This is a genomic window from Bradyrhizobium sp. SBR1B, assembly GCF_014198205.1.
In the GTDB taxonomy this organism is placed as follows: Bacteria; Pseudomonadota; Alphaproteobacteria; order Rhizobiales; family Xanthobacteraceae; genus Bradyrhizobium.
Genome location: NZ_JACIHC010000005.1, coordinates 427,351 through 440,401, shown reverse-complemented (window position 1 = coordinate 440,401; position 13,051 = coordinate 427,351). Strand labels below are relative to the sequence as shown.

General features: G+C 64.1%; 9 protein-coding genes and 1 pseudogene. 5 read left to right on the top strand and 5 right to left on the bottom strand.

Annotated features, from left to right (window positions below; translation table 11 throughout):
• Positions 1-24: 24 nt before the first annotated feature.
• Together GGD61_RS16725 and GGD61_RS16720 are read right to left on the bottom strand one after the other, a co-directional pair.
• Positions 25-1,005: an amino acid--[acyl-carrier-protein] ligase gene (locus GGD61_RS16725; RefSeq protein WP_092251596.1), complete on the bottom strand. Its 981-nt coding sequence runs from the start codon at positions 1,003-1,005 to the stop codon at positions 25-27.
• A gap of 39 nt (positions 1,006-1,044) precedes the next feature.
• Positions 1,045-2,262, bottom strand: a complete 1,218-nt coding sequence (locus tag GGD61_RS16720; RefSeq protein ID WP_092251597.1) for an acyl-CoA dehydrogenase family protein — start codon at positions 2,260-2,262, stop codon at positions 1,045-1,047.
• Positions 2,263-2,619: 357 nt separating this feature from the next.
• Here GGD61_RS16720 and GGD61_RS16715 point away from each other — a divergent pair, with 357 nt between their 5' ends.
• The 3 genes from GGD61_RS16715 (at position 2,620) to mtnA (ending at position 5,173) form a co-directional block, all read left to right on the top strand.
• Positions 2,620-2,892, top strand: coding sequence for a phosphopantetheine-binding protein (locus tag GGD61_RS16715; RefSeq protein WP_092251598.1), 273 nt, complete (start codon positions 2,620-2,622; stop codon positions 2,890-2,892).
• Between the two features lie 283 nt (positions 2,893-3,175).
• The gene (locus GGD61_RS16710; RefSeq protein ID WP_092251599.1) at positions 3,176-4,051 is read left to right on the top strand and encodes an S-methyl-5'-thioadenosine phosphorylase; all 876 of its coding nucleotides are present in this window, start codon (positions 3,176-3,178) and stop codon (positions 4,049-4,051) included.
• A gap of 15 nt (positions 4,052-4,066) precedes the next feature.
• The gene (mtnA, locus tag GGD61_RS16705) at positions 4,067-5,173 is read left to right on the top strand and encodes an S-methyl-5-thioribose-1-phosphate isomerase (protein WP_092251600.1); all 1,107 of its coding nucleotides are present in this window, start codon (positions 4,067-4,069) and stop codon (positions 5,171-5,173) included.
• Positions 5,174-5,286: 113 nt separating this feature from the next.
• Here mtnA and GGD61_RS16700 read toward each other — a convergent pair whose 3' ends face one another.
• Positions 5,287-5,922, bottom strand: coding sequence for an HAD-IA family hydrolase (locus tag GGD61_RS16700; RefSeq protein WP_177236853.1), 636 nt, complete (start codon positions 5,920-5,922; stop codon positions 5,287-5,289).
• Between the two features lie 101 nt (positions 5,923-6,023).
• On the opposite strand from GGD61_RS16700, the pseudogene GGD61_RS16695 reads away from it, so the two are divergent.
• Positions 6,024-6,771, top strand: a pseudogene (locus GGD61_RS16695) (S1 family peptidase).
• A gap of 124 nt (positions 6,772-6,895) precedes the next feature.
• Complete coding sequence (locus tag GGD61_RS16690; RefSeq protein WP_092251602.1) at positions 6,896-8,398, top strand: NAD(P)/FAD-dependent oxidoreductase; 1,503 nt, start codon at positions 6,896-6,898, stop codon at positions 8,396-8,398.
• Positions 8,399-8,611: 213 nt separating this feature from the next.
• Here the strand turns inward: GGD61_RS16690 and GGD61_RS16685 are convergent, their stop codons facing one another.
• Positions 8,612-9,538 (bottom strand): response regulator, encoded by a 927-nt coding sequence (locus GGD61_RS16685; protein WP_177236855.1) that lies wholly within the window; start codon positions 9,536-9,538, stop codon positions 8,612-8,614.
• The gene (locus GGD61_RS16680) at positions 9,522-12,893 is read right to left on the bottom strand and encodes an ATP-binding protein (RefSeq protein WP_183230922.1); all 3,372 of its coding nucleotides are present in this window, start codon (positions 12,891-12,893) and stop codon (positions 9,522-9,524) included. The genes GGD61_RS16685 and GGD61_RS16680 overlap by 17 nt, the downstream gene beginning before the upstream one ends.
• Positions 12,894-13,051: the final 158 nt, after the last annotated feature.

The following is a 13,051-nucleotide window of genomic DNA, read 5'->3' as shown; positions in this document are numbered from 1 at the left end:
GTCCTTCGGATCCGGATCATGCTGCTAGCGCCAGCCTTCGACATGGGCATCGGCCGTGACCCGCGGCTGCAGGCCCAGGACGTCCTGCACCTTGGCGGGCCAGGCGGAAAGGTCCGTGCCGTGGGTGTGGAACATGGCGACCGCCAGCCGGTCCATGCCGAAGGCGACGCAGCCGGTGTGGGCTGGCTCGCCGCCGGCATCCTGAATTCCCCAGGTCGTGCCGAAATGCTCGCGGTGATAGTTGAAGCTCATGCAGGCCGTCGGCTGCTCTTCCGAGCGCAGCGGAATGAGCAGCTCGAACTTGAGCTGCTGCTGCTTCTGGCTCACCGCCTTCATCTGGCCAACGCGGCCGAAGAAGGGATCGCTGGCGTAGTCGACGCGGAAGGTGAGGCCGAGGTCGGTCGCGATCTTCTGCGCGCGCACCATCCAGCGCTCGCGGAAATCGGCGACGTCGTCGGGGCTGCCGATGCAGACATATTCGCGCATCCGGAACGATTGCAGCCGGTCGAGATGCTTCGACGGCTCGCGGCGGAAGCAATCAGCGGCAACGTCGAAGCGCAGGCCGCCCTTCGGCAAGGGGCCGCGGCTCGCCGCGATCGGATAGACCGGATAGCAGGCGGCGGGCGACAGCACGAGATCGGCGGGAGACAGTGAGGTGGTCCAGTCGCCGCCGGCATCGAAGCGGCTCACCGCGGCGTTGATCTCGCGCTCGGTCCCGTGCAGACCGCAAACGCAGCCGAGCAGGTTCGGAAAGCTCTTGAGATAGCCGGATTTTTCCAGCTGGGCCCGGCTCATCACCGGCGGGAAACGCATCACCTCGGTGCCGCTCTCGCGATGGCTGGTGATCAGCGCGGCGAGCTTCTCGACGACGCCTTCATAGAGCGCGGTGCGGGCGTAGACGCCATCAGCGCCCATGCGGTGGAACAGCTTGTCGGCGAGATGATCGAGCGGATCGATCATCTGCGGCGCGGTCGCGGGCGAGTCGGGGAGGATGGCAATGTTCATGGCGCGATGTCCTGCTATCTCAAAATTGTTGTTGTTGATTCAGTCGTGAAGGCTTGTCGGCACGCCGCTCATCAGCGTCGATGTCGCGGCATTGGCCAGAATACGGTCGTTGTTGATCATGATCGGGGACGACAGCACGTCGCGGAGGTGCCGGCCCATAGTGAACTCGCCGTCGTTGCGGTAGCCGGAGAGGCCGGCTGTGCGCATCGCATGCATCACGGTCTCGACCGCGAGCTCGGAGGCCTGCACCTTCAGCAGCGTGATCGAGGACTGGAAGTCGAGCGAGCCGAGGGCGCGCTCGTCATGCTCGGCGCGGGCAAAGGCATCGATATTGGCCGACAGCAGCGCGCGCAGCTTCGCCAGCGACATCTTGGCGGCGGTGAAATGCGCCGCGGCCGGCGGCATCTGGCCGCCGGAGGTGCGGGCCGCCTTGCGGATGAAGGCCTGCGCGCGGGTCACCGCTGCGGCGGCGATGCCGGCCCAGGCCGACGACCAGCACAGATGCGCGAACGGCGTCATGGTCTGGGCGTGGATCTTGTCATAGGATTCCGGGAAGACGCGGTCGGCGGGACAATCGACCTTCAGCTCGAAGCCGGTCGAGCAGGTGCCGCGCATGCCGAGCGTTTCCCAGCCCAGCGTCCGCTTCAGCGAATAATCGTCCCTGGCGAGCGCCAGCAGCACCTGGTCGGAGGCGGCGGCCTCGGTAGCGCGGCGGGCGATGGTGACGAGGCCGTCGGCTTCGGCGCCGTAGGAGATCACGGTGGCGTCGCGCACCAGCGAAACGGTGTCGCCGGCGTGATCGACGGCAGCGGCGCTGGCGCGGATGTTGCCGCCGTTCTGGCCTTCGGTGGTGGAGGAGGCGAGCAGCCACTGGTCGCGGGCGACCCGGCGCATCATGGTTTCCATCCAGGGGATGCCGTGGCCGTGCCTGATGACGCACGCAACCTTGGTCTGGTGCATCGCATAGATCATCGCGGTCGAGGCGCAGGCGCGTCCGAGCGTGTAGCAGATGTCGGTGACGTCGTAGATGGAGGCACCGAAGCCGCCGAATTCGACCGGGATCATGACGCCGAGCAGCTTCTGCTCGCGCGCGACCTCGAAAGCCTTGTGCGGGAAACGGGCGTCGCGATCGACCCCGTCGGCGTCGGCCGCGGCAGCTGCGGCGGTCCGGGCGGCGCGCTCGGTCAGGGAGGGACCCTGCTCGAGGAAGCCCGTCTGCGTTTCGTCGACAGTGAGGACTGCTTCACGCACGTTCATACTCGTCCGCCTCCGGTTTGCCGTTCGAGATCGCCGGCATCATTCGCGATGCGCGTAAGCGATCCTCCGGCCATCTTTGCTTGTGAGACGAGGCTACGGATTTAATTCAAATTCGTCGATGAAATAGAGGGTAAACAAAGCCCAATTCCGAACGAACAGTTAAGGTCCGGTTGTTTGCATCACCCGTTTTTCCAGCATCGCGTTAGGACTCTGGAAGAAGCCTGAATTTCAGACAATCTGAGTCATCGTTTACTAAGAAACGCGAAGTATTGGTGTCGCCCATTGCGGGACCGGCAGGCCGTGCCCATCGTAGCGGCAAGCCGGTTCGACCTTTGACAGACAGACGGGAATTTGCCGATGCAATCCTTTGATACCGACGTACGCAATCGCATCATCAAGCTGGTGAAGGGCATCCTCGAGCAGAATTCGCTCATGGCCGATGTCACGTCGTCTGCAAAGCTGGTCGACGTCGGCCTGACCTCGATGGACATGGTCAATCTGATGCTCGGCGTCGAAGCCGAGTTCGACTTCACCATCCCGCAAGCCGAGATCACGCCGGAGAATTTCCAGTCCGTCGAGACGCTGGAGCGGATGGTGGCGACCCAACTGCAGCTGGCGAACGCGGCTTAAGCCCACCACGACTGTCGTCCCTGCCTAGTGCGCAATTGCGCACGGGGCGCAGGGACCCATACCGCGGAATCCCTCGATCTGGCGGTCCAGTACTGAACTACGAGTCTTCGCCAAACCACGGCCTGTGGTTATGGGTCCCTGCGTACGCAGGGACGACACCGGATTTGACGCGCCATTCCGCGCCTCTCACACCACCGACATCGCCCCACCACCCCGTTCCAAATCCGCCGCAAAACTGGCATAGCTTAACCATGTCGCACGTGGCGAACAGGGTGGAGCAGGCATGACGCAGGCGGTATTGGGCATCATCGGCGGCTCGGGCATCTATGATTTGCCGGGCCTTGAGGGTGCGCGCGAAGAGGCGATCGAGAGCCCCTGGGGCGAGCCGTCGGCGCCCGTGCGCCGCGGCACCATCGCAGGGTTGCCGATCGTATTCCTGCCGCGGCACGACAAGGGGCACCGGCTGTCGCCCTCCGACATCAACTACCGCGCCAATATCGACGTCTTGAAGCGGGCCGGCGTCACCGATCTGATCTCGCTGTCGGCCTGCGGTTCCTTCAGGGAGGAGCTGCCGCCGGGCACCTTCGTTCTCGTCGATCAGTTCGTCGACCGCACCCACAAACGCGAAAGCTCGTTCTTCGGCCGGGGCTGTGTCGCGCATGTGTCGATGGCGCATCCGGTCTCTCCACGTTTGCGTATCCATCTTGCCGCGGCCGCTGAAGCCGAGAGCATCGCGATCGCGCGTGGCGGCACTTACGTCTGCATGGAGGGGCCGCAATTCTCCACCTATGCGGAGAGCATGACCTACAAGACGCTGGGCTATTCCGTGATCGGCATGACCAACATGCCGGAGGCGAAGCTCGCGCGTGAGGCGGAAATCTGTTACGCCACGGTGGCGATGGTGACGGATTTCGACTGCTGGCATCCCGATCACGATGCCGTCACCGTGCAGGACATCATCCGCGTGCTGACCTCGAACGCCGACAAGGCGAAGGCGCTGGTGGCGCGGCTGGCAAAGGATTTTCCGCGCGAGCATGAGTCGTGTCCGATCGGTTCGGACCGCGCGCTCGACACCGCGCTGATCACGGCGCCCGAGGCGCGCGATCCCGAGCTTCTGAAGAAGCTCGATGCGGTGGCCGGGCGCATCCTGCGAGTATGAGAAAGGCAGAATGCCATGAAGGTTGACGGCAAGCATTTTCGCAGCATCTGGCGCGAGCATGACGGCTGGTCAATCGGCGCGATCGACCAGCGCCGGCTGCCGCATGAGTTCGTCGTCGCGAAACTCACATCCTGCGAAGACGCAGCCGTCGCCATCCGCGACATGCTGGTGCGAGGCGCGCCCCTGATCGGTGCCACCGCTGCCTACGGCATGGCGCTCGCCATGCGCGAGGACGCTTCCGACGCCGGCCTGAAGCGCGCTTACGACACGCTCGTGGTGGCGCGGCCGACGGCGATCAATCTGAAATGGGCGCTGGACGAGATGCGCACGGCGCTCGCGCCGATCGATCCGCTGGAGCGCGCCGAGGCAGCCTATGCGCGTGCCGACGAGATCGTCGAGCAGGACGTCGAGATCAACCGCGGCATCGCCGGCAACGGCTTGAAGCTGATCGAGGCAATCGCATCGAAGAAGCGGGGCGAGACCGTCAACGTCTTGACCCATTGCAACGCCGGTTGGCTCGCCACCGTCGACTGGGGCACGGCGACGGCGCCGATCTATCTTGCGCATGAACGCGGCATCAAGATCCATGTCTGGGTCGACGAGACACGTCCGCGCAACCAGGGCGCCTCGCTCACGGCCTGGGAACTCGGTCATCACGGCGTTCCGCACACGGTGATCCCCGACAACACCGGCGGGCACCTGATGCAGCACGGCATGGTCGACCTCGCCATCGTCGGTACCGACCGCGTCGCCGCCAATGGCGATGTCTGCAACAAGATCGGCACCTATCTGAAGGCGCTCGCCGCCCACGACAACGGCGTGCCGTTCTATGTCGCGCTGCCGTCGCCGACGATCGATTTTGCCGTCCATGACGGCATCCGCGACATTCCGATCGAGCAGCGCAGCGGCGTTGAGGTCACCGACATGACCGGCCGCACCGCCGATGGAAGGCTGGAGACGGTGCGCATCGTGCCGGAGGGATCGCCGGTCGCGAATTACGCTTTCGACGTGACGCCGGCGCGGCTCGTGACCGGCCTCATCACCGAGCGCGGCGTGCTGAAGCCGGATCGCGACGAGCTGGCGGCGGCGTTTCCGGAGCGAATCGCGGCGGCGGCAAAGTAGGCTCCGCCGTCATTGCGAGCTCCCGTAGGGTGGGCAAAGGCGCGAAAGCGCCGTGCCCACCATCTGCTTGTGGTGGGCACGCTCCGCTTTGCCCACCCTACGGCATTTGCGAATTAGGTCAGCTTCAGCCCAGTTGCTTTCTCGAGCTCGGCGATCGCCTGCGCTCCGCTCGTCACCTTGATCGTAGTCATGCCCATCTCGCGCGCGGGCTTCAGATTGACGCCGAGATCGTCGAGATAGACGCAATTGTTCGGATCGACCTTCAGCGTCTCGACCATCAGCCTGTAGATTCGCGGATCAGGCTTGCGCAGGCCGATCTTGGCGGATTCGATCACGTGGTCGAACAACACCATGACTTCGGCGATGTAGAGGGAGCGCCCGGTCATGCTGCCGATGGCATTGGCAGGCAGATTGTTGGTGATGCAGCCGGTCTTGAATTGCGCCTTGATGCGCTTCAATGCCTCGACCATCTCGAGGCGCAGATCGCCCTGCAGCAGCGGCAGCACGTCGCGGCCGCGCACCTCCGCGCCGAGTGCGAGCGATTCCGTGGCGAACAATTCGTCGAAGGCGTCGATATCGACCTCGGCCCGCTCGAACTTGGCCCAGGCATTCTCCAGGTGATTGGCGGCGTTGGTCCGCCGTATGATGTCCACGGGCAGGCCGCGCTCGGTCTCGAACCGCGCGAATGCCTCGAACGGCGAACTCGTCAGCACGCCGCCAAAATCAAAGATCACCGCCTCGATCGCCACTATCCTGCCCTCGTCAATTCCTTTCCAAGAGGGCTAGCATGCGCTATCGGCAAGGACCAGTCCGAAGCAATCTGCCGCCGCCAATACCGAAGCGTGTTCCCATGAAGAAGCTTGCCACGTTCATCACGACTGCGCTGCTGCTCGCCACACCCGCCCATGCCATCGTCGGCGGCGGCGCGCCGCAGGCCGATGGCGTCGCGCGCGCCGTCGTCACCATCGTCGGCTCGCGCGGCAATTCCTGCACCGGAACTCTGATCGCGCCGAAGATCGTGTTGACCGGCGCTCACTGCGTGCCGCCGGGCGCGGACTACAAGATCGTCGATCGCAGCGGTGGCGAACCGCAATTGCTGAACGTGCGCACCATCGCGATCCATCCGGGCTACAAAGCGCAGGTGCATCGCGCCGGCGCAGACGTGGCGCTGCTGCAACTGGAAATTCCACTCAAGGGAAAATCCACGGTGCCGGTCGGCGCGCCGAATATTCCAATCCAGGTCGGTAGCCGTTTCGTCATTGCCGGTACCGGTGTCACCGTGCGCGGTGATGGCAGGAGCGGCGGGGCCACGCGCGTCGCGGGCCTTGTCGTCACGGGCCAGCCCGGCACGCTTCAGATCCGCCTGGTCGATCCCGTAACCAACGGTGTTCGCGACGGAATTGGCGCTTGTACCGGCGATTCCGGTGGTCCTGTGTTCGAGGACAAGCCGAACGGCGCCGTGCTTGTCGGTGTCATCAGCTGGGCGACGGGACCGAACGCCGGCGATGGCTGTGGCGGATTGACCGGCCGTCACACCGCTCACGCTCTACCGCGACTGGATCTTGCAGACCGCGCGGAGCTGGGGTGCGGCGCTGTGATTTGACCGCGGCTTGATCTATGTCATTTTGAAGCGGAAGCGCGGCGGGTGATTATGCCGGCCGCGGAGGAAACGCGTCGTCCGTCAAGGGCGGCCACAAAAACAAGCAAGGCATAGAAGCAACAATGAATGTCGCTGTTCGCAGTCACGCCACCGCCAAACAGGCTTCTGAACATTTCGACGTGCTGATCGTCGGCGCCGGCATCTCCGGCATCGGCAGCGCCTATCACATCGAGAAGCAGCTTCCGGGCACGAGCTATGTCATCCTGGAGACGCAGGCGACGTTCGGCGGCACCTGGAGCACGCATCGTTATCCCGGCATCCGCTCGGACAGTGATCTCCATACGTTCGGCTATAGCTTCAAGCCCTGGGTCGGGCCGCCGATCGCGACCGCCGAAGAAATCCTCACCTATATGAAAGAGGTGATCGACGACAACGGTATCGCCAAGCACATCCGCTACAAGCACAAGATCAATTCCGCCAGCTGGTCGAGCGAGCAGAATCTCTGGACTATTGAGGCGGTGACGACCGACACCGGCGAGCCGAGGACGTTCACGGCGAACTTCCTCTGGATGTGCCAGGGCTATTACCGTCATTCGGAAGGCTACACGCCGGAATGGAAGGGCACCGATCGCTTCAAAGGCCGCATCGTCCATCCGCAGACATGGCCCGATGACGTCGACCTCACGAACAAGAAGGTCGTTGTGATCGGCTCGGGCGCCACAGCGGCGACGCTGGTGCCGAACATCGCTGACCAATGTGCGCATGTCACCATGCTGCAGCGTTCGCCGACTTATTTTCGCCTCGGCCGCAACGCCATCGAGATCGCGGAGGAACTGCGCCGGCTTCAGGTCGATGAGGCCTGGATCCACGAGATCGTTCGGCGCAAGATCCTGTTCGAGCAGGATGCCTTCACGAAACTCTGCGTGTCCAAGCCAGAACAGGTCAAGAAGGACCTGATCGGCCAGATCAGCGCGGTGCTCGGTCCCGACTACGACGTCGGGACGCATTTCACGCCGACTTACCGGCCGTGGCGGCAGCGCATTGCCTTCGTGCCCGATGCCGATCTGTTCAAGGGCATCGCCAGCGGCAAGGCCTCCGTCGTAACCGACGAGATCGAATGCTTCGTCGAGAACGGCATTCAGCTCAAGTCCGGCAAGCTGCTGGAAGCCGATGTCATCGTCACCGCGACTGGCTTCAATCTCGCGGCGCTCGGCGACATCGCCTTCGAGGTCGACGGCAAGCCGCTCGCCTTCGGCGATACCGTCACCTATCGCGGCATGATGTTCACGGGCGTTCCGAACATGGTCTGGGTGTTCGGCTATTTCCGCGCCAGCTGGACGTTGCGCGTCGATCTCGTCGCCGACTTCGTCTGCCGGCTGCTCGGCCATATGAAGACCAAGGGCGCCAAGAAGGTCGAGGTGCGCTTGCGTGCCGAAGACCACAACATGCCGATCCTGCCCTGGATCGATCCGGAAAACTTCAACCCCGGCTACATGATGCGCAACATGGATCTGTTGCCCAAGCGCGGCGACAAGCCGGAATGGCAGCACAGCCAGGATTACTGGACGGAGAAGGACGAGATCCCGAAGACGGATCTGGATGACAAGGCGTTTGTGTACGGGTGAGGGCGTCCGGGGGTGTAAGGGGCGGTAACGATTGCCACATCCTCCACTGTCGTCCCCGCGAAGGCGGGGGCCCATAACCACAGGGAGTAGTTATGGAGCGCTGCTAACTCCGAGCCTTCGCCAAACATCGGCTGTGGCTACGGGTCCCGGATCTGCGCTTCGCTTGTCCGGGACGCGTGGGATCAGTAGCGCACCAACTCATCCGCACTGCGCTCACGAGTTCTTTCGCGTCGCATTCGCCGCAATCGCCGCCGCCGCCGTCCGGTTCTCCACGCCGAGTTTTGCGTAGATCTGCTCGAGATGCTTGTCGACCGTGCGCGGGCTGAGGCCCAGGATTTGCGCGATGTCGCGATTGGTCTTGCCCTTGCTGAGCCAGGCCAGCACCTCGCCCTCGCGGGTGGTGAGGCCGAGCTCGCTGGTGAATTCTGGCGGCAGCGCGGTGCCGGACTCCCTGGAGAGCCGCAGCAGGAACTCGTTCGGCGCGGTTTCGCCCATGTAATAGAGCCGAAGCTGGGGATTGTCGGGCAAGCAAGCCGCCTGGGATTTCGAGCTGCCCTTGGCCCTGGCCTGCTCCAGCCATTGCAGCAGCGATGGCGGCAGGACGAAGTCGTCAGCCTGTGCGCCGTGATGATCGGACAGCAGCTTCTGCGCCTGCGGCGTTGCCCACAGCAGATTGCCATGGCGGTCGACCGCGAACAGGAAGCGGCCGGAGACGTCGAGCGCGGCGCGCGCACTCTGGGTCAGCCGGGCATTGCCGAGATGGACGCGGATGCGCGCCAGCATCTCCTCGATCACGATCGGCTTTGTCACGTAATCGACGCCGCCGGCCTCGAGCCCGCGCACGATATGCTCGGTTTCGGCGAGGCCCGTCATGAAGATCACGGGGACATTGGCAAGACCCGCATCGCGCTTGAGCCGACGGCAGGTCTCGAAGCCGTCGATGCCGGGCATCACGGCATCGAGCAGAACGATATCGGGCGTGATCTGGTCGATGATGCGTATCGCGGCCGCGCCGTCGAGCGCCACCATCACCGTCATGCCGGCGCCGTCCAGCGCGTCGGTGAGCAGCCGCAGCGTCTCGGGAGAGTCATCCACGACGAGCGCGACGTCACGCTTTTTCGACTCAATGTTCATGCGCATGCAACGTCTTCAATGTGGCCATGTACTGCTCGAGATCGAAGCGGTCGACCAGCGACCGCATCTGTGCGACGAAGTCGGTGTGCTCCGGATGCTCGCTGCCGATCTCGTCCAGCTTCAATTGGATGCCCTTGACGTAGCCGATCTGGCCGAGCCCGATCAGCGCCTCGATGTGCCGCGCCGGCGGCCTCGATCCGCTTTCGAGGCGCCAGAACGGCACCGCGATCTCGTCCGAGCCGTATTGCCATTCGATCTTGAGGAGCTGGCGGATCGTCTCCAGGAGCCTCGGGATGTCGATCGGCTTCATCAAATAGCCGTCATGGAAGGGCTGCGCCAGCGGCGCCCCGTGGGCCTCGATCGCGCTGGCCGACACCATCAGGATGCGGGCCTGGTGATGGCCGCTCGCGCGCAAGGCCTCCGCGACGGCCCAGCCGTCCATGGCGGGCATCGAGATGTCGAGCAGGAACAGATCGGGCCGGCAATGCTGCGCCAATGCGAGGCAGCCGGGGCCATCCGGCGCGCTGAGCAGGATGAAGCCGAGCGGGGTCAGCACCTCGCGCAGGAGGTCGCGATGCACGGGGTCGTCGTCGGTGATGAGGATGGTCTTGCGCGCGCCGTGATAGCCGGAGACCGGGGCCTCCACCGGCGCGATGAGCTGCGGATTGGTGACCTCCGAGAGCAGGATCTTGACCTTGAACGTTGAGCCGGTGCCGACCGTGCTCATGACCTTGATATCGCCGCCCATTACGCCGGCGAGCAGACGGCTGATGGTCAGGCCGAGGCCGGTGCCGGTTTGCGGCTGCGAGACGCCGAGCGCACCGCGCTCGAACGGCGCGAAGATGCGTTCGAGATCGTCGCCCTGGATGCCGGGACCGGTGTCGATCACTTCGAACTCGGCAACGGGGCTGCGATAGTGCACCACGAACTGCACGCTGCCGGTCTGGGTGAACTTGATGGCGTTCGAGAGCAAATTGATCAACACTTGGCGCAGCCGCTTCTCGTCGGCATAGACCACCAGCGGTAAATACGCCGGCCGCCTGAACACGAAATCGATGCCCTTGGCAGCGGCCTGAAGGCGGAACATGCCGACCACCTGATCGAGGAACTCGCTGAAGCGCACCTCGTCGCGCGACAGATACAGCCGTCCCGCCTCGATCTTGGAGATGTCCAGAATGCCGTCGATCAGGCCGGAGAGGTGGTCGGCGCTACGACGGACGACGCGGACCTGGTCGCGCGGCTTGGTGTTGAGCGTCGTGTCCTGCTCCAGGAGCTGGGCATAGCCGCTGATCGCGTTCAGCGGTGAACGCAGCTCGTGGCTCAGGCCCACCACGTAGCGGCTCTTGGCGAGGTTGGCGGATTCGGCGACTTCCTTGGCGCGCTGCAGCTCGGCGTCGGTGCGCTTGTGCGCGTCGATCTCCTGGATCAGCAGCGCGGTCTGCCGTCGCGTCTCGGCTTCCGCCGCGCGGCGGCTCTGCTGCGCCAGGACGAACAGCCACGCCACCACGCCGATGATGATGCTGAGGGAGAAGAACACCTTCCAGAGCACGTCGGAGACGAGCGCGTTCTCGCCATGCACGCTCGCCGAGGTCTGCAGATAGATCAGGCCCAGCACCAGCGCGACGAGGCCGGCGGAGACCACGAACACGCCGACATAGTGGCCGAGTTGCGAGTTGATGCGCGCGTAGATCGGCTGCGGCATCAGCTTGCCCAGCGTCTCCGATACCTGCGCCTGGATCCGCGCGTGCGGCTTGCAGAGATCGTGGCAGCGGGCATCCAGCGAGCAGCACAGAGAGCAGATCGGGCCGGCATAAGCGGGGCACGAGGCCATGTCCTCCGGCTCGAACGCGTGCTCGCAGATGCAGCACTGGATCGCCTCGATGTCCTGCCAGCTCCGTTTCGGCTTGCGCGCGATGTAGTATTTGCCGTCCGTGGTCCAGGCAATCAACGGTGCGGTGAGGAAGGCAACCGCCAGCGCTATGAAGGCCGACAGCGCCTTCGCGGTCGGCCCGAACAGGCCGTAAAAGGCACTGATCGAGACAATGGTCGCGATCGTCATCGCACCCACGCCGACCGGATTGACGTCGTAGAGATGCGCGCGTTTGAATTCGATCTGCTGTGGCCGCAATCCAAGCGGCTTGTTGACGATGAGATCCGCGACCAGCGCACCGACCCAGGCGATCGCGACGTTCGAATAGAGCGCGAGCGTCTGCTCCAGCGCCTTGTAGACGCCGATCTCCATCAACAGCAGCGCCACGATGACGTTGAAGACCAGCCAGACGACGCGGCCGGGATGGCTGTGGGTCAGGCGCGAGAAGAAGTTCGACCAGGCGATCGAGCCGGCATAGGCGTTGGTGACGTTGATCTTCACCTGGGACAGGATCACGAACGTGCCGGTCAACGCCAGCGCGAGGTCAGGCTGCGACAGCACATAGCGGAACGCTTCGAGATACATATGGGCGGGCTCGGCGGCCTCCTCGGGCGGCACCCCGTGGCTGAGCGCGAAGAAGGCGAGGAACGAACCCGCGAGGAGCTTCAGCGCGCCCAGCACGATCCAGCCCGGTCCTGCGCTCATCAGCGCCACCCACCAGGAGGTTTTGGACGCGCGGCGGTCGCGCGGCAAAAATCGCAGGAAGTCGACCTGCTCGCCGATCTGCGCCACCAGCGAAAACACCACCGAGGCCGCGACCCCGAACAGCAGCAAGTCGAAATGCCCGTTGAGGTCGCCGTGCTCGCCCGAGAACTTTCGCCACTCCGTGAAGGAATGCGGGTTGTGCCAGGCGATCGCCGCGAACGGAATGATGTGGAGCACGATCCACAGCGGCTGCGTCCACAATTGGAAGCGGCTGATCAGCGTGATGCCGTAGGCCACCAGCGGGATGATGACGACGGCGCTGATGAGATAGCCGATCGGCCGCGGAATCCCGAAGCACATCTCGAGCGCGGACGCGAGGATCACGGCTTCGATCGCAAAGAAGATGAAGGTGAAGGACGCGTAGATCAGCGAGGTGACGGTGGACCCGATATAGCCGAAGCCGGCGCCGCGCGTGAGAAGGTCGATGTCGATGCCGCATTTGGCGGCATAATAGGCGATTGGTACGCCACAGCAGAAGATAATGGTCGAGACCACGAGGATGGCGGCGGCCGCGTTGGTGACGCCATAGTTCAGCGTGATGGTGCCGCCGATCGCCTCCATCGCCAGGAACGAGATCGCGCCCAGCGCCGTATTGGCGACCCGGGCGGCGGACCAGCGGCGCGCGCTCTTCGCCGTGAAGCGCAGCGCATAGTCCTCCAGCGTCTGGTTGGCGACCCATTGGTTGTACTGGCGCCTGACGCGGTCGATTCGCTGCCGCCCTGCCACGCTCTACCCCACTCCTGATACGGACCCGGAGCCCTCGCAAATTCCGTACCAAAAGCCTACGTCGGCATTTTGCGGTGCAGTATACGCGATCTTGCGTATGCTGGCGCTCCATCAATCCGAGCCATCCTCACGGCACCAATCGCGTGTCCTCGAACAAA